This window comes from Glutamicibacter sp. St.4D3, from assembly GCF_059728615.1.
Genome location: NZ_AP039380.1, coordinates 3,287,420 through 3,304,818, shown reverse-complemented (window position 1 = coordinate 3,304,818; position 17,399 = coordinate 3,287,420). Strand labels below are relative to the sequence as shown.

The following is a 17,399-nucleotide window of genomic DNA, read 5'->3' as shown; positions in this document are numbered from 1 at the left end:
TACCGTGACCGTTTAGCCCAAAGGAGGTGGGTTCACATGCGTGCTTATGAACTCATGGTCCTCATCGACCCCGAGGTCGACGACCGTACCGTGGAACCGACCATCGAGAAGTACCTCGAGGTCATCCGCTCCGCCGGCGGCTCGATCGACAACGTTGACATCTGGGGCCGTCGCAAGATGGCTTACGAGATTCAGAAGAAGTCCGAAGCCATCTACATTGTAGTGAACTACAAGTCGGAGCCGGCCGCTTCCTCGGAACTCGAGCGTCAGCTGAAGCTTAACGAGCAGATCCTGCGCCACAAGGTCACTCGTCCGGAAGAAGCCCGCGTCTAATTACGCGAGCAGCATTTCCACTTCGTAAGAACAACGTTCGAACAACCTGAGGAGAGAGCATGGCAGGCGAGACTGTAATTACCGTGATCGGAAACCTGACCGCCGACCCGGAACTGCGTTTCACGCCCTCCGGATCCGCCGTCGCGAACTTCACGATCGCTTCGACTCCGCGCACCTTCGACCGCCAGACCAATGAGTGGAAGGACGGCGAAGCCCTGTTCCTTCGTGCATCGGTGTGGCGTGAAGCCGCAGAGAACGTTGCCGAGTCGCTGACCAAGGGCATGCGCGTCATCGCCCAGGGCCGGCTGCGCTCACGTTCTTACGACACCAAGGAAGGCGAACGCCGCACCGTCATGGAGCTGGAGGTCGACGAGATCGGCCCCTCGCTGCGCTTCGCTTCGGCCAAGGTCACCCGCACCCAGCGCTCCGGCGGCGGAGGCGGCGGCTTTGGCGGCGGTGGAGGCTTCTCCAACGCCCCGCAGCAAAGTGCCCCACAGCAGCAGCAGCAACAGCAGCAGGGTGGCGGATGGAATGCACCATCCAACGACCCGTGGAGCACCGGCGGCTCAAGCGGCGGCAACCATGGCGGCTGGGGCAATCCCGGCAGCGACGAACCGCCTTTCTAACCACTATTTATTCACCATCCCGCAGAGGAATCTGCGGGCTCCCAAACTAAAGGAGCTCCACGATGGCTAAGGCTGAAATCCGTAAGCCCAAACCAAAGTCCAACCCCTTGAAGGCCGCTGACATCACCGTCATCGACTACAAGGACACCGCACTGCTGCGCAAGTTCATCTCCGACCGCGGCAAGATCCGCGCTCGTCGTGTGACCGGCGTGTCCGTGCAGGAACAGCGCAAGATCGCTCAGGCTATCAAGAATGCCCGCGAAGTGGCCCTGCTGCCTTACTCCGGCGCTGGCCGCGGTTAAGGAAGAGGGATACCACCATGGCAAAGATCATTCTGACTAATGAAGTATCCGGTCTTGGTACCGCTGGCGACATCGTCGAGGTCAAGAACGGCTACGCACGCAACTACCTGCTGCCCCGCGGCCACGCAATCGTGTGGACCAAGGGCGGCGAGAAGCAGGTGGAGTCGATCAAGGCTGCACGTGCCGCTCGCGCCATCGCGAACCTCGAGGACGCGCAGGAACTGGCTGCCAAGCTGAAGTCCCAGCCGGTCAAGGTGACCGTCAAGGCTGGCGCCACCGGTCGCCTGTTCGGCACCGTGCGCACCGCCGACGTCGCCAACGCCGTTGAGGCTGCTGGCCTGGGCAAGCTGGACAAGCGCAGCATCCAGCTGACCGAGTCGATCAAGTCGACCGGCAACTACACCGCCACCGTTCGTCTGCACGACGACGTCAGCGCCAACCTGCGCCTGCAGGTCGTCGCTGCGGCCAAGAAGTAAGTCTTCTCGACCACTTCTGTACAGCGGGTGGCCTGCTTTCCTTCGGGAAGGCAGGCCACCCGCTGACGTTTAACGCCCTCCCGACAAGCGGCAGGGCGGGAATCTTAAATCACCTGTGACAAGGGATTCTCGTGGAAGGACTACTGCCCGGAATCCTGTGGCGCCGGAATGTTCTGGGTGCGCAGTTGCCCGCGGGCCAGGTCCTTGCCGCTGTCGACGTCGGTGATGATTACTTCCCACAACTGCTGGGTCCGGCCCTGGAAGAGGGCCCGGGCCGTGACCCGCACCTGGGCGGCACTGGTGGGCCGCAGGAAGTCCGTGGCATTGTGCACCCCTACGGCGAACTGCTGCCGGTCGGCCACCGCGTAGCTGGCCCCGACGCTGCCGGCGGTTTCCACCATCGAGGCGTACACGCCCCCGTGCACCACGCCCCACGGGGTATGGTGCTCCTCGCCCAGTTGCGCGTGCCCGGTGACTGAGGTACTGCTGACCTCGTCAATGATCAGGCCGGTGGCTTCGGTGAATCGGCTGTTCCGGCGCATCTGCGAAAGCAGTGGGTCCGAGGCGGTGTCATCCATCTAAGGCTCCTAATGGTGGTGGCTCACATTCTTTGGCCGGCCCTGAACAGCCGGCCCCTTGCTGGAAGCTAGCCTATGCGCTGGCACGGCGCACCACGGCATTTTTGCAGCACAGGGGAGTCCACATCGGCTGTGGGCCACTTCAAGTGCGCGCGTGTCCGGGATCATGTCCTGGCAACATGGCGCGTAACGAGCGGCACATTCACTGTCCTCTTACCGCAGATTCACTACTTTCCAGCGAGCAGTTCGCCCCCTCACCTTCCATGGCGCACGAAAAGAGGAATCATCCCCGCCGACGGCGATAGAGTGTTTCGCTGGGATACGCCACACCGTCGTACGTATCGATCGCAGAGAGGATCACCCGTGCACCACAGAATTCACCACCGTGCATTCACCGACCGCCTGATGAGTGCCGCTGACGCGGCACGGCTGGTCCAGCCGGGCATGACCGTAGCCATGAGCGGCTTCACCGGTGCCGGATACCCCAAGGCTGTGCCCGGCGCGCTGGCCGAACACATGCAGCAGGCCCATGATGCGGGCCAGGCCTTCAAGATCAACGTGCTGACCGGCGCATCCACCGCCCCGGAACTGGACGGGGTGCTGGCCAAGGCCGACGGCATGAACCTGCGCCTGCCCTACATGTCGGATCCGGAGCTGCGCCGACGCATCAATGACGGTGAGATGGAATACATGGACATCCACCTCTCCCACGTCGCCCAGCACGCCTGGTTCGGCTTCTACGGCAAGATCGACTTGGCGATCGTCGAGGTCGTGGGGGTGACCGCCGAGGGCCAGCTGATCCCCTCCTCCTCGGTCGGCAACAACAAGACCTGGCTGGAGATGGCCGACAAGGTGATCATCGAGGTCAACGAGGAACAGTCCGCAGCCATGGACGGGATGCACGACATCTACTACGGCACCGCCCTGCCCCCGCACCGCCAGCCCGTGCCGATCACCACGGTCAAGGACCGCATCGGCCAGCCCTACCTGGACGTGGACGTCTCCAAGGTCATCGCCGTGGTGGAGACCAAGGCACCGGACCGGCTCTCACCCTTCGCCCCGGTGGATGCAACCAGCGAGAAGATCGCGGACCACCTGCTGGACTTCCTGGACCATGAGATCCGTGCCGGGCGGCTGACCGAGAAGCTGCTGCCCATCCAGTCCGGCGTCGGGAACATCGCCAACGCGGTGCTGGCCGGCCTGTCCCGCGGCGGCTACAAGGGGCTGCAGTCCTACACCGAGGTGATCCAGGACGGGATGCTCAGCCTGATCAAGGACGGCACCCTGGAATTCGCCTCCGCCACCAGCTTCTCGCTCTCCGAGGCCGGGATCGCCGAGTTCAACCAGAACGTGGACTACTACCGGGAACGGATCCTGCTGCGCCCGCAGGAGATGAGCAACCACCCCGAGGTGATCCGCCGGCTGGGCTGCATCGCACTGAACGGGATGATCGAGGCGGACATCTACGGCAACGTGAACTCCACCAACGTGGTCGGCTCCCACGTCATGAACGGCATCGGCGGTTCGGGGGACTTCGCCCGCAACGGCTACCTGTCGGTGTTCATGTCCCCCTCCATCGCCAAGGGCGGGAAGATCTCCGGGATCGTGCCGATGGCCAGCCACGTGGACCACACCGAGCACGACACCATGATCCTGATTACCGAACAGGGCCTGGCGGACCTGCGCGGTCTCTCACCCAAGCAGCGGGCCCAGGTGATCATCGATAACTGCGCGCACCCGGACTACCGCCCGATGCTGCAGGACTACTTCGACCGGGCCCGGAAGAACAGCTATGGCAAGCACACCCCGCACCTGCTCGATGAGGCGCTGTCCTGGCACCAGCGCTACATCGAGACCGGGGACATGCAGCCGGTGCGTTCGGGGCTGCTGGCCGACGCACGCTAGCACGCCGGGCATACTGGGAGAATGAGCCGAAAAAACGGGTTGATCCTGGCCGGCCTGCCGCCGGTGTTGCTGGTGCTTCCCCCGCTGCCCGGCTACCTGATCCAGCTGCTGCAGTCGGCCACCGGTGAAGCCGTATTCTCCGCCGGCACCGGGTTGGGGGAGCTGATGCTCAACCCCCTGCGCCTGGTGGGCGCACTGCTGGCCGTGGCGTGGGCCGCGGCGCTGGCGCACCTGGATCCCCGGCTGCCGTCCGGATGGCGGTATGTGGGCGCGTTCGTGGGCTGCGGGATCCTCTATGTGCTGCCGATCTGGCTGGGCGCCTTCGGGGCGGATCTTGGCTGGGTGGATTTGTGGGTGCTGGCGGGCACCGCCAGCTGGTATGAGTGGATGCAGCTGCACGCCCCGGTGGCCGGCGGGTTGTGCCTGTGGGCCCTCTACCTGATGCGTCCGGCCCCGGCGCCGGCCCGGCCAGCCCGCTGGCGCGCCAGGCTCGCCCGGATGCTGGACGGGCCGCGGCACTAGCTGCCCGGCGGCGCCTGAAGGCGCAGCTGGATGATCCGGTCATCCCCGGGCTGTGGGGTGCCGCGCCCGTCGGTGTTGTTCGTCAGCACCCACAGCTGTCCCGGCCCGACCTCCAGCACCGCGCGCAATCGCCCCTGGCCGGTGAGCAGCTCCTGCTGGTGCTGCGGGTTGGCCAGCTCCACGCGGCGCAACCGCTGCCCGCGCAGGTTGGCCAGGTACACCCACCCGTCGGCGATCGCGATCCCGCTGGGGCTGGCCTGCCCGGTGGGCCATTGCGCGATCGGGTCGGTGAACCGCCGGTCGCGCCGTTCGGCCTGGCCCTCCACCTGCGGCCAGCCGTAGTTGCCTCCCGCACGGATCTCGTTCAGCTCATCGAAGGTGTTCTGCCCGAACTCGCTGGCGTACATCCGGCCCCGCCCGTCCCAGGCAAGGCCCTGCACGTTGCGGTGGCCCAGGCTGTAGACGGCCGAACCGGGGAACGGGTTGTCCGCAGGGATGCCGCCATCGGGTTCCAGGCGCAGGATCTTGCCGCCCAGGCTCTCGGGGTCCTGCGCGGCGTCCGGCTGCGCGGCGTCCCCGACCCCCGCGTAGAGCTTGCCATCCGGCCCGAAGGCGATCCGCCCGCCATTGTGGATCCCGGCGGAGGGCAGCTCATCGATGACCGTCCGCTGCTGTCCCAGACGCAGCGAGCCGGGCTTACCGTGCAGCGTGAAACGCTGGATCCGGTTGCCGGTGGCTCCGGTCGAATAGGCGTAGAGCTGGTCCGGTTCGGCGAACGCGAGCCCCAGCAGCCCGCCCTCACCGCCCAAGCGCACCCCCGGCACGGTACCCACTGTGCGCTGGCGCCCGGCGGTGTCGACCTCCAGGATCCGGGCGGTGTCCCGTTCACTGACCAGCGTCGTGTCCATGGCCCGGCAGATCGACCACGGGGCCTGCAGGTTCCGGGTGATGACCGAGACCTCCGCGCGGTGCGCGGGGGAGGGCCCGGTGGGCCCGCTGGCGGTGGGGCTGGCGTCGCTTTGCGGGGCGGCCGGCGGGATTGGCACCGGCCCGCTGCAGGCGACCAGCAGCAGGCAAAGGGCGGCCAGCGGGTACCAGCAGTGTCGGCCTCGCATGCTGCCCTCCTCAACCCCGGGGAGCAACAGCGTAGCAAGCCAGGCGCCGGCACGTCAGCCCACCGCGCGCCGGGTTTAGCGCGTGGTGGCCGCGGAGGGCAGCGGCAGGGTGCGCAGCACGTTCTTTTGCACCTTGCCCGTGGAGGTGCGCGGCAAATCCTGCGGGAAAACGATGGTGCGCGGCACCTTGAACCCGGCCAGCTGTTCGCGGGCGTGGGCGATCAGGGCCGCCTCATCCACCTGTGAGCCGCTGGCCCGGATGACGTAGGCGATGGGGCGTTCGCCCCACTTCTCATCCGCGATGCCCACCACCGCCACATCCAGCACCTGCGGGTGGCTGGCCAGCACCTGCTCGACCTCCACGGTGGAAATGTTCTCCCCGCCGGAGATGATGATGTCCTTGGCCCGGTCGCGCAGCTGGATGTAGCCGTCCGGGTGCATCACGCCCAGGTCCCCGGTGTGGAACCAGCCCCCGGCGAAGGCCTGTTCGGTGGCCGGCTCGTCCTTGTAGTAGCCGATCATTACGTTGTTGCCGCGCAGCACGATTTCGCCCATGCTCTGTCCGTCGGCCGGCACGTCGTTCATGTCCAGGTCCACTACGCGGGCGGACTCCGCGGTCACCATGCCCACCCCCTGCCGGGAGAGCTTGGCGGCCCGCTGCTCGGCGTCCAGCTCATCCCAGTGCTGCTGGTACTCGCAGATCGTGTACGGGCCGTAGACCTCGGTCAACCCGTAGACGTGCACCACCTCGATGCCCAGCCGGTGCAGCTTGCCAATGATGGCCGGTGACGGGGGAGCGCCGGCGGTGGTGATGCGCAGCGGCTGGCCCACACGGTGAGCCCGGGGCGCGTCGGCGATGATCGAGCACACGGTTGGTGCCCCGCACAGGTGGGTGGTGCCCAGCTGGTCGATGGCATCCCAGACGGCGTCCTCGCGCACCGCCCGCAGGCACAGGTGGGTGCCGCCGGCGGCGGTTACCGCCCAGGGCGTGCACCAGCCGTTGCAGTGGAACATCGGCAGCGTCCACAGGTAGCGGGTGTGCGCGTCCATTTGCTGGTGGAACGCCTCACCCAGCGCGTTCAGATAGGTGCCGCGGTGTGAATACAGCACCCCCTTGGGCTTGCCGGTGGTCCCGGAGGTGTAGTTCAGGCAGATCGGGGCCCGCTCGTCGCCGACCGCATAGGGCAGGCGGCCGGCGGGGGCGTGGCGCAGCAGGTCCTCCAACACCGCGTCGACCGGCACCTGGGGGCGCGGGCCGGTGTACTGGTCGTCGGTGACCTCGATCAGCGCCTCCAGGCTCGCCACCTCCTGGCGCAGCCGTGCGGTGTTGCCCAGCAGCTCGGTGTCCGCCAACAGCAGCCGGGCCTCGGCGTGCGACAAGATGTACTGCAGCTCGTGGGCGGCCAGGCGGGTGTTCAGGGCAACGAGGATGCCGCCGGCCAGCGGGACCGCGTAGTGGGCGGCCAGCATTTCCGGGGTGTTCGGGGCCAGCACCGCGACCCGGTCGCCCGGGGAAATGCGTTGGGCCAGCACCTGGGCCAGCCGCTGGACGCGCTCCTCGAACTGGGCCCAGGTGTAGCTGCGCGAACCGTGAATCACCGCGGTTTTCTCCGGGTAGACCTCCACGGAGCGTTCCAGGAAGCGCAGGGGAGTCAATTCTGAGTGGTTGGCCAGCAACGATGCCATGGGGGCTCCTCGGGGTCGGTAACTATCCGGCCCCGCACTGTGACGCAGGGCACCTCGCAAGACATCGTGGCATGAAACTGAACCCCAGACAAAGAAACTGCGTGCCATTGCGCTCAACGGCGCCCGCGGGGCGACCAGCGTAGGAGGCGGTGTCCGTTGCTGAGCTGCGCCGGGCGAAATTATCGGCGGCGAGCCTAGCGGAAGGAGGGGGCGGGCGAAACAATATGTCGAAGATTGCGGTATAAGACAGGAAATGTTTGACGTTACGCCGCGACGGGCCATAGTGTCGTAGACAGAATCAAGAGCGTCAGCTGACAAGCCCTGGCTAGCTGGCCGGCAACCCTCTAAACGGTAGTGGGGTGCTCCAGGTGAGGATTCGGTTCCGCGCGCCACCGCGTGGAACAAGTACCGCACACCGAGGCGTAAAACCTTCGAATCCACAGTGCAGCAGCTTGGCCCTGCGGCGCTATGGGCATTCGACCGTCGCCGACCACGGTGGGCCTGATGCTAAGGATACGAATCATGTCATTGAATCAGGATCTCGACCCGTTGACCCTGCGCAAGGTCTTCGCCCAGCACCCCTCGGGCGTCGCGGCGTTGTGCGCCGAAATCGATGGCGTCAAGACCGGAATTGTTGCCTCCTCGTTTACCGTTGGGGTCTCCCTGGATCCGGCGCTGGTGATGTTCGCCGTGCAGAAGACCTCCAACACCTGGCCGAAGCTGCGGCGGGCACAGCGTATCGGGGTCTCGGTGCTCAGCAGCCGCAACGAGGGGGTCTGCGCCCAGATCGCCTCGAAGAAGGGTGACCGCTTCGCCGGGCTGCACACCCACATCACCGAGCAGCAGGCGTTGTTCATCGAGGAATCCACCCTCTGGCTCGATACCTCCATCTACAACGAGGTTGAAGCCGGGGACCACTGGGTCGTCCTGCTGCAGGTGCACGGCCACCAGGCCTCGGCGCACACCCCGTCGATCTTCCATGATTCCGCCTTCCACACCCTCAAGGTGCCGGCCCTGGTCTAATGGCAGGGCGGCATCGATGAATCCCACTGCGTCGTACGTCGCGGTGGGATTCATTACGTTAACCGCTTCAAACCGGGTTGCGTGTCAGGCGCAGTGCACAGTCCCGAGATGAGGCAGGCCGGGGATCTGTGGACGAAGCCCCGCATCCGAGGGACCGTGATGGGTGGTCCTGCGATGAGTAGCGAGTTTTTAGATCTGAAGTAATCCACAAAGCTTTCCACAGCGTTGTGGATTGGGGGTGGATAACCGTGGTTGACGCCTCCACGCCCCCGAATTGTGGGCTTTCCGGCTGTGGAAAAGATCCAAAACCCACAATGCCGCGGAGGAAAACTTAATTTTTATCCACACGTGTGAAAACCTGAAACACCAAGTCAATCAGGTATTAGTTGCGTTTAAGTGGGGAAATCCACAGCGTTCTCCCCAGTTCCTGCACAACCCCTTCCACAGATAGCTGCCGCTTGTCCACAGATCCTGTGGATAAGCGAGTTTACGCCCTTACATAAGAGGCCTACTGTTGGCTCTGGAACTGAAATATCCACAAGTTTTCCCAGCGCCCCCTAACTGTCGGGGTCCGATGGAACGATACGAGGTGGACGGTGAACCGGTCGCCGAGTTCCCGGTGGGTAGAAGGGGATTTGAATGTCTATTGCCAGCGCTGAGCAGGCTTACGAGAACCGCGACTCCGAGGCGGGGCGTACGCCGCCGCAGGACATCGCCGCGGAAATGTCGGTTCTGGGCGGCATGATGCTCTCCAAGGACGCGATCGCCGATGTCATTGAGGTGGTCCGCGGCAACGACTTCTACCGTCCGGCCCATGAATCGATCTATGAGGCCATCATTGATCTCTACGGACGGGGCGAACCGGCTGACGCCGTCACCGTTTCGGACCTGCTGACCAAGCGGGGCGAAATCGTCCGGGTGGGCGGTGCCGCATACCTGCACAACCTCATCCAGTCCGTGCCCACCGCCGCGAACGCCGGTTACTACGCCGAGATCGTGCGCGAACGCGCCGTGCTGCGCCGCCTGGTCGACGCCGGGACCCGGATCGTGCAGATGGGCTACTCCCCGGACGGGGACGTGGACGCCATCGTCAACGAGGCGCAGGCCGAGGTCTACAAGGTTGCGGAGAATCGCTCGAGCGAAGACTATGTCCGGCTCAGCGAGATCATCGAGGGCACCGTCGATGAGATCGAAAATGCGGCCAACGCCGGTGACGGCATTACCGGTGTCCCCACCGGCTTTTACGAGTTTGATGAGTTGACCCAGGGCCTGCAGGGCGGGCAGATGATCATCATCGCCGCGCGTCCGGCCGTGGGCAAGTCGACCTTCGCCCTGGACTTTGCGCGTTCGGCGGCAATCAAGAACAACATGGCCACCGTGTTCTTCTCCCTGGAAATGGGGCGCAATGAAATCGCGATGCGTCTGCTCTCCGCGGAGGCCTCGATCCAGTTGCAGGACCTGCGCAAGGGGTCGGTGGAGGATGCCCAGTGGACCAAGATCGCCACCACCATGGGACGGTTGAATGAGGCTCCGCTATTCATCGACGACTCCCCGAACATGTCGATGATGGAGATCCGCGCCAAGTGCCGCCGCCTGAAGCAGCGCAACGAGCTGAAGATGATCGTGCTGGACTACCTGCAGCTGATGAGCTCGGGCAAGCGCGTTGAATCACGCCAGCAGGAAGTCTCGGAGTTCTCCCGTAACCTGAAGCTGCTAGCCAAGGAGCTCGATGTCCCGCTCATCGCGCTCTCGCAGCTGAACCGTGGTTCGGAACAGCGTACGGACAAGAAGCCGATGGTCTCGGACCTGCGTGAATCCGGCTCGATTGAGCAGGATGCGGACATGGTGATCCTGCTGCACCGCGAGGACGTGTACGACAAGGAAAATCGTCCCGGAGAGGCCGACGTGATTGTGGCCAAGCACCGCAACGGTCCCACCAAGACCATTACCGTCGCCTTCCAGGGCCACTACTCCCGGTTCAGCAACATGCAAAGCGAAGGGTAGGGGCAACCCCTGGCTTGACCCGAGCCACGGTAGGACAAATCCCGAAGGCGCATCCGACTCCAGCCAGAGGGCCGGCAGCCCGCAGGTGAAGACGCAGGTAACGGCAGAGATCAACGCCAAAAGCACCACGGTTGTCTTTAAATCGAGCTACTACACGCCGTTATCGGGGCGGCGAGTCGGCGAAGCAGAGATTGTCCAGAGTCTTGGTCCTCACTGGCACCTGGGCAGGAGCGAGTCCGATTTCTGCATCCACGGGCAGCACGATGCGGCAGACCCGATCGGGGTGATGTCAGGGCCTTGAATGTAGGGCTGTGTTTTTGGGCTGATCCCGCTCAGCCCGGGCATCCAGGCACCGCTATAGTGGGTGCCATGATCCAGAGCCTTCAAGCCCTGCTGTGGGGCACCGTGGCCGGTTCGGCCCTGCTGTTGGGGGCCGGGGCGGCCTGGTGGCTGCGCATTCCGCGGATCTGGGTTTGTGCGATCATGGCCTTCGGCTCAGGGGTGCTGATCAGTGCGCTGAGCTTTGAGCTGGTGTTGGAGGCCTACCAGCAGGGCGGCCTGGCGGCCAGCGTCGCCGGGGTGCTCGCCGGCGCGGGGCTCTACTTCGGCGCCAATCGGCTGCTGGCCTGGCTGACGGCGCGACGCCACGCCAGCACCCCGCGGACCCAGGACTCCTCCGGCACCGCAATCGCCGTCGGGGCGCTGATTGACGGGATTCCCGAATCGGTGGCCCTGGGCCTGGGAGTCGTGGCCGGAGCGGGAATCAACCCCACCATGCTCGCGGCCATCTTCATCTCCAACATCCCCGAGGGACTGGCCAGCACCGCGGACATGAAGCAGGCCCGCCGCCCGGGCCGCGCCGTGCTGGCGCTGTGGGGCGCAATCGCGGTGGCCAGCGGACTGGCCGCCTTCATCGGGGCCATCGCGCTGGCACAGATGCCCGCCGAGGTGCTGGCGTTCGCGACCGCGGTCGCGGCCGGCGGCATCCTGACCATGATCGCGGACACCATGATCCCCGAGGCGTACGCGGTGGACCACGACTACACCGGGCTGCTGGTCACCCTCGGGTTCCTCAGCGCCTTCACCCTGCACGCGCTCGGCGGGTAGGCCGCCGTCCCGGTTAGGCCTTGGGCAGGATCTGCAGGTGGTGCGGGCGCGGCGGGACCACGTCCGGCTCGAACTCCTGGTGCTTGCCCACATACTTCTTGATGTACGGGCAGACCGGGACGATCTTCATCCCGGCCGAGACCGTGTCATCCAGGGCGAAGGCCGCCAGCTTCGAGGCCAGGCCCTGGCCGCTGTACTCTTCATCGACCACGGTGTGGAAGAAGATCCGCTCCACCCCGTTCTCACCCTGGTAGTCGCGGTAGTGGGCGGCGCCGATGTGCTTGCCCGCATCGTCAAGGACGTAGCGGTCGCGTTCGGGCAGTGCCTGCGGGACGATCTGGCTCATGGTGCTCCTTGTGTCGCTGGGTTGTCGGATGATGGAAAATCGGTTGGCCGGTGGCGCTACACCGGCGGGTTTTCGCGCGGACGCAGCCGCACGGTGGGCAGGGTGGGGGCCGGCAGCGCGGCCGGGGTGTCCTTGGGGAAGGGGCCGAAGCGGTCCTCGGAGGCGTCCCCGGGCTCGGCGCCGATCTCCGCCTGGTACTGCTGACGGAAGGCGACCACCTCCTCATGGGTGCGGCCCACGAAGTTCCACCACATCAGGATCTGCTCGTTCAGCGGCTCCCCGCCGATGATGATGACCCGCACCGGGTCCTGCCCGGCCTGGATGCGCAGTTCGCCGGTGCCCCGCCCCAGATAGCCCAGGTCGCGGTGGCCCAGTTCCTGGCCGTTCACGATGGGGGCGCCGGTGTCCACCATGACCCCGTGCTCGTGCCCCTCGGGCACCTCAATGCACAGTGAGGCCCCCGCCTGAAGGGTCAGCTCCGCGCCGGTCAGCGGCGTGTACACGCTCACCGGGGAGGTGGATTCCTGCCCCTCGGCGCGCAGCGTGCCCAGGAACACCGACAGGCTCCAGCCCGGGCCGGTCAGCGGTTCGGGGCGGTAGCTTTCGAAGGTCGGTTCCATGTTGCGGGCATGCTCCGGCAACGCCACCCACAGCTGGGCGCCGTGCAGGACGGTGGTGTCCTTCGTGGAGAATTCCGAATGGGTGATCCCGTACCCGGCGGTCATCAGGTTCAGCTCCCCGGGACGCACCGTGGCCTTGAAACCTGCCGAGTCCATGTGGTCGATCGCCCCGGTGAACAACCAGGACACCGTTTGCAGGCCGGTATGCGGGTGACGTGGAACGGCCATCCCCAGGCTCTTGGAGACATCGTCCGGACCGTAGTGGTCCAGGAAGCACCAGGCCCCGATCAGGCTGCGCTGCTTCTGCGGCAGTGTGCGGTAGACCGTCATGGCGCGCGGCCCGCCCAGCGGCACCGGGCGCGGTTCCAGGATCTGGACCTGTTCGGTCGGCTCGGCATTCGTGCAGCCGATCTCCGCCGGGGCCTGCTCAAGGTTGCTCATGCACCCAGCTTAGGATCTCCGGGCCAGCATGCCTAGCCATAACGCGGTGGTGCCCACCCAGGCGGCCACCGCCACCCAGATGAACCCCTGGCCAAAGTGCTGCAGCGCCGGGAAATCGGTTTCGCGTCCCAGGAACTGGCAGCAGCTGGCCAGCATGCCCAGCGGGAAGACGATCGCCCACAGGCTGGTCTCATAGCGCAGCGGGTGGCGGCGCACCACGTGGCGCCAGTATCCGAAGAGCACCAGCAGTGGGATGAACCAGACCCCCACCGAGAGCAGCGCAAAGCAGGTGAACGCGATCATCGGGTGCAGCCACGGCTCCAGCACCCCCGCATTGGCCAGGGACAGCAGCTGGGAGCCGGTCATCACCGTGATCGCGGTGGCGCCCATGAAGATCCAGTAGGTGGGGGAGAGCGTCTCGGGATGGTTGGGGTAGCGCAGCATCCGGATGGTCACCAGGGTGGCGATCATCAGGTACAGCATGCAGCCCAGCAGCCAGATCGCCAGCGCCGCAATATTGCCCAGCCGGAAGATGTAGGGGTGGAAGGCGAAGGTGCCGGCCACCGCCTGGGTGGCCACCACCCACAGGAACCAGGAGCCGTTGGCGTGCGCGATGCCCGGTTCGGGACGCTCAATGAGCACCAGCAGCGCCGGGATCACATAGCACAGCCCCACCCACAGGATCCCGCCGGCGGTGGCGATCCCCAGCGAGATGCGGGTCAGGCCCAGGGCGCCAAGGTCCAGGGAGACCACGGTGCAGGCGGCCACGATGGTGAAGAACCCGAACGCGGCCGAGGGGTTGAGCAGATCCGCGAGCATCGCCCGGCCGTGGGTGATCAGCCGCACCACCAGGGCGGCCAGCAGGATCAGCAGCAGGCCCACCGCGGTCCAGGAGAACAGCTGGCCCACGGTGCGGTGCCCGGCCAAACCCAGCCCGTAGCCAATGATCCCGGTGGCCATCACCGAGGAGAAGGTGGCCGGGGACTGGTGGGCGATCCAGTGAGTGACGGCGCCGGGGATGGTGCTGGGCGTGACGTTCACGGATCTCCTTTAGGTGAAGTGGCGGGGCGGCCCGCGGTCGAGTGGTGCATCTTCCAAGTTACTGCACCCACACAACCGCGCGGTGAGCCTACACTGGATATAGGGCCGCCCCGGCCCGCACAGGACCCTGGATGGCCCCACATGGATGACAGACCACTGCCGATTGTCCACGACACCACCGGGCTGAGCCTGGGATACCGGCTCAGGTGGTGGATCCGCTACTGCGCACTGTACGTGTTCGGCCCGGCCGAGCGTTCGGTCGGATCCAGTCCCCGCGAGCGGATGAAATGGGAACGGGCCCGCAAGGTGCGTGATGCGCACTATGCCCGGGGCACGCTGCCCGATGGGGAAACCATTGAAACGGTGGCGCGGCTCGAGCAATAGCCCCGGTGCCGGGTTAGGCACGCGGCATCATCAAAAAGGAAGTAGGCCCGAACGTGGGACAGACGGAGTTGAATCAGGACGATCTGCTGAAGCTGGAGCACCAGGTGTGTTTCGCGGTGGCAGTGGCCTCCCGATCGGTCATCTCCTCCTACCGTCCGGTGCTTGAACCCCTGGGGCTCACCCATCCGCAATACCTGGTGATGCTGGCCCTGTGGGAACAGGGCCCGATCGGGGCGCGGGAGCTGAGCGCCCAGCTGCATCTGGACCCCGGGACCCTCAGCCCGCTGATCAAGCGCATGGAGGCCCACGGGCTGGTCACCCGGCGACGCAATCCGGAGGATGAGCGGGCCATCCTGATCGAGGTGACCGAAAAGGGGGCGCAGCTGCGTGAACAGGCCCTGCAGGTCCCGGTGCAGATGATGCGCCGGCTGCAGATGGATGAGCAGGATGTGCATGACATCCAGCGGCTGATGACCCGGTTGATCAGCGCGGCACAAAGTGCTGATGATAACGCCGACTAATTAGTTGGTGCCCCAATTATTTGCCTACAATAGATGTAAGGCCCGCATCGGGCGCAGAGCTAAAGGGGAAATCATGGACGAGTCATCACTGCCCGTCATCACCGATACCACCGGACTAAGCCTGGGATACCGCTTCCTGTGGCGCCTGAAGTACGCTGGCCTGACGATTTTCGGCCCCGCGGAACGCTCGGTGCACTCCAGCCCGCGGGAACGGGTGAAATGGGAGCGTGCGGTCAAGGTGCTGCGGGCCCACGAAGCACGCGGCACCCAGGCGGATGCGCAGACGGTGCAGACCGCGGCGCGCATGCAGCCGCGCTAAGTCCCCGGGTCCTTCCGGACGCTGAGGCCAACGGCACACCGGATACCTCGCTGTGGCGGTGAAGTACGCGGTAATCTTCAAGGCATGGATGAGATGACCGAACTGGTACTGACCCGCCATTTTGCCGCGCCGCGCACCGCCGTGTGGGCCGCGTTCTGCGAACCGGAAATTATCGCCCAATGGTGGGGTCCGGCCGGATGGGGGATCAAGGAATCCTCCGTGGTCCTGGAACCCAAGGTCGGCGGACGCCACGAACTGGTCATGTACCAGCACCAGGACCCCACCCAGGAAGTGCCGTTGAAGGCCACGATCACCGAATTCGATGAGTACACCTGCCTGGTCAGCGCCGACGGACCGCATGAAATGACGCTGGATCTGGTAATTCACACCCGGATCGACTTGAAGGAATTCGCCGGGCAAACCATCGTTACCCTCACCCAGGGCCCGCTGCCCCGTGAGGTGCTGGCCAGCAGTACCGCCGCCTGGGAATCGGCGTTCGACAAGCTGACCGGCCTGCTGGGCCAGTTCTTCTAAGCCAAGGGTCCCTCCGGCAGCTGCCGGCCTAGATGGGCCGGGAGACCAGGTAGCTGCGCACCTGTGCGATCTTTGCCGTTTTCGCGGTGCTGGTGAAACGGATCATGTAGCAAAAGGCGACGGAAATGTTCTGTACATTGGTCACCCGCCCGTCCACGCTCCCCTCCCGGCCATGGGTAAGGATGCTGTTGATCCGCAGCTGCGTGTTGTCCCGGGCGTTGGTCACCCACTTGAGCACCTCGGTCAAACCGGACAGGCGCTGGAAGCCCACAATTTCCCACTGCACGTCATCGGCCAGCCACTGCGCCAGGTGTTCGGCATCCTTGCTTTGCACGGCGACCACCAGGTCGCGAATGACCTGGGCGCGCGGGGCATTGCCGCAGTTCTCCGGTTCAATGATTTCCAGGGGCGTGGCAGCCGCGTTGTCGGACGTCAAAAAAGTGCTCCTTGCCGTGCTGTGCGTCAGTGCTTCTGGCCGCAGCCAGGTTCCCACTCTACGCCCGCTCCCCGCCCGCCCGGCAGTGGCCTGTGACGGGTTTGCTTAACCCCGCCCGATGTAGGGCATTCCCGCTGCGGTAATGGTCAGCTGGTTAACGGCCGCGCTCGCCGGCGCATTGGCGATAAATGCGACGGCGCGGGCCGCTTCCTCCAGCGCGAAGGTGGGCTCAACCTTGCGCGTGCCGTCCGCCTGCAAGGCGCCGGTGGAGGTGCCCAGCTGATCCATGATCTCGCTGGCCGCGTTGCCGATGTCGATCTGTGAGGCCGTGATGCCCCAGGGGCGCCCGTCCAATTCCATGGACCGCGTCAACCCCGTGATCGCGTGCTTGGTGACCGCGTAGGCCACCGACTGGGGGCGGGGAACCTGGGCGGCGATGGACCCGTTGTTGATGATGCGTCCGCCACCGTGGTCCTTCATGTGGTTAAAGGCCTGCCGGGCGCAGTTGATGGCACCGGTGAGGTTGACGGCGCACACTTCGTCCCAGTCCTCTTCGCTCAAATCCCCGACGTGGACGGCGGGCCCGAAGGTCCCGGCATTGTTGAACAGGGCGTGGATGCGACCAAAGCGTGCACTGGCCTTCTCGAAAAGTTCTGCGACGTCCGCGCTCTGGGCAACATCGGCGGCCACGGCGAGGGCGCGGGGATTTCCGTCGGCCGCCTGGCGCAGCTTTTCCTCGGTGCGTCCGGCCAGCACCACGTTCCACCCCTGGCTCAACAGCACGCGGGCGCTGGCCCGGCCGATGCCGGAGCCCGCTCCGGTGATGATGATGGTGTGGCGGGATTCTTCCGAAACGGATACCGGATTCGTTGTCACCTGTGGCTCCCTGGGGTGTTGGCAATACGTGTGTTGGCTTCGGCTTTAACCGTAGGTCCCGGCGGAATGAATGACGCATGTTTCATCCCAAGACTTGTGAGGGCTCTCACTTAATCTTAGTATGCGATAGAGAGTTTCCATAAAGCGGAAGTTTAAGCGTGTTGTTTTACCCTAAGCCACCACGCTTCGACCCATGAAGGACTG

21 protein-coding genes and 1 riboswitch are annotated in these 17,399 nt (G+C 65.3%); of the genes, 13 read left to right on the top strand and 8 right to left on the bottom strand.

The window, feature by feature from the left end; genetic code table 11:
• The first annotated feature begins 36 nt into the window (after nucleotides 1-36).
• The 4 genes from rpsF to rplI all read left to right on the top strand — a co-directional run bounded on the left by rpsF (nucleotide 37) and on the right by rplI (nucleotide 1,737).
• On the top strand, nucleotides 37-333 hold the full coding sequence (rpsF, locus tag AC6I21_RS15195) for a 30S ribosomal protein S6 (RefSeq protein ID WP_054821275.1): 297 nt from the start codon (nucleotides 37-39) through the stop codon (nucleotides 331-333).
• A gap of 59 nt (nucleotides 334-392) precedes the next feature.
• Entirely contained in the window at nucleotides 393-959 is a 567-nt protein-coding gene (locus AC6I21_RS15190; protein ID WP_360028980.1) for a single-stranded DNA-binding protein, read from the top strand.
• 62 nt (nucleotides 960-1,021) lie between these two features.
• Nucleotides 1,022-1,261 carry a 30S ribosomal protein S18 gene (gene rpsR / locus AC6I21_RS15185; protein ID WP_013350683.1) on the top strand — a complete coding sequence of 80 codons (240 nt, stop codon included), beginning with the start codon at nucleotides 1,022-1,024 and terminating at the stop codon, nucleotides 1,259-1,261.
• 17 nt (nucleotides 1,262-1,278) lie between these two features.
• A complete protein-coding gene (rplI, locus tag AC6I21_RS15180) occupies nucleotides 1,279-1,737 on the top strand; it encodes a 50S ribosomal protein L9 (protein WP_138176495.1) in 459 nt (152 codons plus the stop codon).
• A gap of 140 nt (nucleotides 1,738-1,877) precedes the next feature.
• On the opposite strand, the gene AC6I21_RS15175 is transcribed toward rplI, so the two are convergent.
• Nucleotides 1,878-2,315, bottom strand: coding sequence for a PaaI family thioesterase (locus tag AC6I21_RS15175; protein WP_054821277.1), 438 nt, complete (start codon nucleotides 2,313-2,315; stop codon nucleotides 1,878-1,880).
• A 363-nt stretch (nucleotides 2,316-2,678) separates the two neighbouring features.
• Between AC6I21_RS15175 and scpC the strand changes: the two genes are divergently transcribed.
• Nucleotides 2,679-4,220 carry a succinyl-CoA:acetate CoA-transferase ScpC gene (gene scpC, locus AC6I21_RS15170; RefSeq protein ID WP_281283953.1) on the top strand — a complete coding sequence of 514 codons (1,542 nt, stop codon included), beginning with the start codon at nucleotides 2,679-2,681 and terminating at the stop codon, nucleotides 4,218-4,220.
• A 21-nt stretch (nucleotides 4,221-4,241) separates the two neighbouring features.
• On the top strand, nucleotides 4,242-4,742 hold the full coding sequence (locus AC6I21_RS15165; protein ID WP_497762815.1) for a hypothetical protein: 501 nt from the start codon (nucleotides 4,242-4,244) through the stop codon (nucleotides 4,740-4,742).
• Here the strand turns inward: AC6I21_RS15165 and AC6I21_RS15160 are convergent.
• Nucleotides 4,739-5,857: a PQQ-dependent sugar dehydrogenase gene (locus AC6I21_RS15160; RefSeq protein ID WP_497762814.1), complete on the bottom strand. Its 1,119-nt coding sequence runs from the start codon at nucleotides 5,855-5,857 to the stop codon at nucleotides 4,739-4,741. The two genes, AC6I21_RS15165 and AC6I21_RS15160, sit on opposite strands and share 4 nt — an antisense overlap.
• Nucleotides 5,858-5,932: 75 nt before the next feature.
• Entirely contained in the window at nucleotides 5,933-7,543 is a 1,611-nt protein-coding gene (locus AC6I21_RS15155) for an acyl--CoA ligase family protein (protein ID WP_497762813.1), read from the bottom strand.
• A gap of 296 nt (nucleotides 7,544-7,839) precedes the next feature.
• Nucleotides 7,840-7,957: riboswitch (SAM riboswitch) on the top strand.
• A 108-nt stretch (nucleotides 7,958-8,065) separates the two neighbouring features.
• Here AC6I21_RS15155 and AC6I21_RS15150 point away from each other — a divergent pair.
• The 3 genes from AC6I21_RS15150 (at nucleotide 8,066) to AC6I21_RS15140 (ending at nucleotide 11,677) form a co-directional block, all read left to right on the top strand.
• Nucleotides 8,066-8,566, top strand: a complete 501-nt coding sequence (locus AC6I21_RS15150) for a flavin reductase family protein (protein WP_138176505.1) — start codon at nucleotides 8,066-8,068, stop codon at nucleotides 8,564-8,566.
• A gap of 639 nt (nucleotides 8,567-9,205) precedes the next feature.
• Nucleotides 9,206-10,570, top strand: coding sequence for a replicative DNA helicase (gene dnaB, locus AC6I21_RS15145; RefSeq protein ID WP_054821444.1), 1,365 nt, complete (start codon nucleotides 9,206-9,208; stop codon nucleotides 10,568-10,570).
• A 369-nt stretch (nucleotides 10,571-10,939) separates the two neighbouring features.
• Complete coding sequence (locus AC6I21_RS15140; RefSeq protein WP_138927100.1) at nucleotides 10,940-11,677, top strand: ZIP family metal transporter; 738 nt, start codon at nucleotides 10,940-10,942, stop codon at nucleotides 11,675-11,677.
• Nucleotides 11,678-11,690: 13 nt separating this feature from the next.
• Here the strand turns inward: AC6I21_RS15140 and AC6I21_RS15135 are convergent, their stop codons facing one another.
• The 3 genes from AC6I21_RS15135 to AC6I21_RS15125 are packed head-to-tail and all read right to left on the bottom strand — an operon-like array spanning nucleotide 11,691 to nucleotide 14,125.
• Nucleotides 11,691-12,023, bottom strand: coding sequence for a GNAT family N-acetyltransferase (locus tag AC6I21_RS15135; RefSeq protein ID WP_054821244.1), 333 nt, complete (start codon nucleotides 12,021-12,023; stop codon nucleotides 11,691-11,693).
• A 56-nt stretch (nucleotides 12,024-12,079) separates the two neighbouring features.
• On the bottom strand, nucleotides 12,080-13,084 hold the full coding sequence (locus AC6I21_RS15130) for a pirin family protein (protein WP_497762812.1): 1,005 nt from the start codon (nucleotides 13,082-13,084) through the stop codon (nucleotides 12,080-12,082).
• 9 nt (nucleotides 13,085-13,093) lie between these two features.
• Nucleotides 13,094-14,125, bottom strand: a complete 1,032-nt coding sequence (locus AC6I21_RS15125) for a tellurite resistance/C4-dicarboxylate transporter family protein (protein WP_138176512.1) — start codon at nucleotides 14,123-14,125, stop codon at nucleotides 13,094-13,096.
• A 141-nt stretch (nucleotides 14,126-14,266) separates the two neighbouring features.
• Between AC6I21_RS15125 and AC6I21_RS15120 the strand changes: the two genes are divergently transcribed.
• From AC6I21_RS15120 to AC6I21_RS15105, 4 genes are all read left to right on the top strand, one after another.
• On the top strand, nucleotides 14,267-14,509 hold the full coding sequence (locus AC6I21_RS15120; RefSeq protein ID WP_054821246.1) for a hypothetical protein: 243 nt from the start codon (nucleotides 14,267-14,269) through the stop codon (nucleotides 14,507-14,509).
• 53 nt (nucleotides 14,510-14,562) lie between these two features.
• Complete coding sequence (locus tag AC6I21_RS15115; RefSeq protein ID WP_497762811.1) at nucleotides 14,563-15,030, top strand: MarR family winged helix-turn-helix transcriptional regulator; 468 nt, start codon at nucleotides 14,563-14,565, stop codon at nucleotides 15,028-15,030.
• A gap of 73 nt (nucleotides 15,031-15,103) precedes the next feature.
• Nucleotides 15,104-15,349 (top strand): hypothetical protein, encoded by a 246-nt coding sequence (locus tag AC6I21_RS15110; protein WP_054821247.1) that lies wholly within the window; start codon nucleotides 15,104-15,106, stop codon nucleotides 15,347-15,349.
• Nucleotides 15,350-15,442: 93 nt separating this feature from the next.
• Nucleotides 15,443-15,883 (top strand): SRPBCC family protein, encoded by a 441-nt coding sequence (locus AC6I21_RS15105; RefSeq protein ID WP_497762810.1) that lies wholly within the window; start codon nucleotides 15,443-15,445, stop codon nucleotides 15,881-15,883.
• Nucleotides 15,884-15,911: 28 nt separating this feature from the next.
• Here the strand turns inward: AC6I21_RS15105 and AC6I21_RS15100 are convergent, their stop codons facing one another.
• Together AC6I21_RS15100 and AC6I21_RS15095 are read right to left on the bottom strand one after the other, a co-directional pair.
• Nucleotides 15,912-16,319, bottom strand: a complete 408-nt coding sequence (locus AC6I21_RS15100; protein ID WP_171021204.1) for a nuclear transport factor 2 family protein — start codon at nucleotides 16,317-16,319, stop codon at nucleotides 15,912-15,914.
• A 105-nt stretch (nucleotides 16,320-16,424) separates the two neighbouring features.
• Nucleotides 16,425-17,195: an SDR family oxidoreductase gene (locus AC6I21_RS15095; protein ID WP_497762809.1), complete on the bottom strand. Its 771-nt coding sequence runs from the start codon at nucleotides 17,193-17,195 to the stop codon at nucleotides 16,425-16,427.
• Nucleotides 17,196-17,399: the final 204 nt, after the last annotated feature.

What these genes read in the sequence shown, in the direction of transcription:
- rpsR (WP_013350683.1), top strand. Translation starts at nt 1,022, where the DNA reads ATGGCTAAGGCTGAAATCCGTAAGCCCAAACCAAAGTCCAACCCCTTG.
- AC6I21_RS15175 (WP_054821277.1), bottom strand. Translation starts at nt 2,315, where the DNA reads ATGGATGACACCGCCTCGGACCCACTGCTTTCGCAGATGCGCCGGAAC.
- AC6I21_RS15155 (WP_497762813.1), bottom strand. Translation starts at nt 7,543, where the DNA reads ATGGCATCGTTGCTGGCCAACCACTCAGAATTGACTCCCCTGCGCTTC.
- AC6I21_RS15190 (WP_360028980.1), top strand. Translation starts at nt 393, where the DNA reads ATGGCAGGCGAGACTGTAATTACCGTGATCGGAAACCTGACCGCCGAC.
- AC6I21_RS15130 (WP_497762812.1), bottom strand. Translation starts at nt 13,084, where the DNA reads ATGAGCAACCTTGAGCAGGCCCCGGCGGAGATCGGCTGCACGAATGCC.
- rpsF (WP_054821275.1), top strand. Translation starts at nt 37, where the DNA reads ATGCGTGCTTATGAACTCATGGTCCTCATCGACCCCGAGGTCGACGAC.
- AC6I21_RS15105 (WP_497762810.1), top strand. Translation starts at nt 15,443, where the DNA reads ATGACCGAACTGGTACTGACCCGCCATTTTGCCGCGCCGCGCACCGCC.
- dnaB (WP_054821444.1), top strand. Translation starts at nt 9,206, where the DNA reads ATGTCTATTGCCAGCGCTGAGCAGGCTTACGAGAACCGCGACTCCGAG.
- AC6I21_RS15120 (WP_054821246.1), top strand. Translation starts at nt 14,267, where the DNA reads ATGGATGACAGACCACTGCCGATTGTCCACGACACCACCGGGCTGAGC.
- AC6I21_RS15165 (WP_497762815.1), top strand. Translation starts at nt 4,242, where the DNA reads ATGAGCCGAAAAAACGGGTTGATCCTGGCCGGCCTGCCGCCGGTGTTG.
- rplI (WP_138176495.1), top strand. Translation starts at nt 1,279, where the DNA reads ATGGCAAAGATCATTCTGACTAATGAAGTATCCGGTCTTGGTACCGCT.
- AC6I21_RS15110 (WP_054821247.1), top strand. Translation starts at nt 15,104, where the DNA reads ATGGACGAGTCATCACTGCCCGTCATCACCGATACCACCGGACTAAGC.
- AC6I21_RS15150 (WP_138176505.1), top strand. Translation starts at nt 8,066, where the DNA reads ATGTCATTGAATCAGGATCTCGACCCGTTGACCCTGCGCAAGGTCTTC.
- AC6I21_RS15135 (WP_054821244.1), bottom strand. Translation starts at nt 12,023, where the DNA reads ATGAGCCAGATCGTCCCGCAGGCACTGCCCGAACGCGACCGCTACGTC.
- AC6I21_RS15140 (WP_138927100.1), top strand. Translation starts at nt 10,940, where the DNA reads ATGATCCAGAGCCTTCAAGCCCTGCTGTGGGGCACCGTGGCCGGTTCG.
- AC6I21_RS15160 (WP_497762814.1), bottom strand. Translation starts at nt 5,857, where the DNA reads ATGCGAGGCCGACACTGCTGGTACCCGCTGGCCGCCCTTTGCCTGCTG.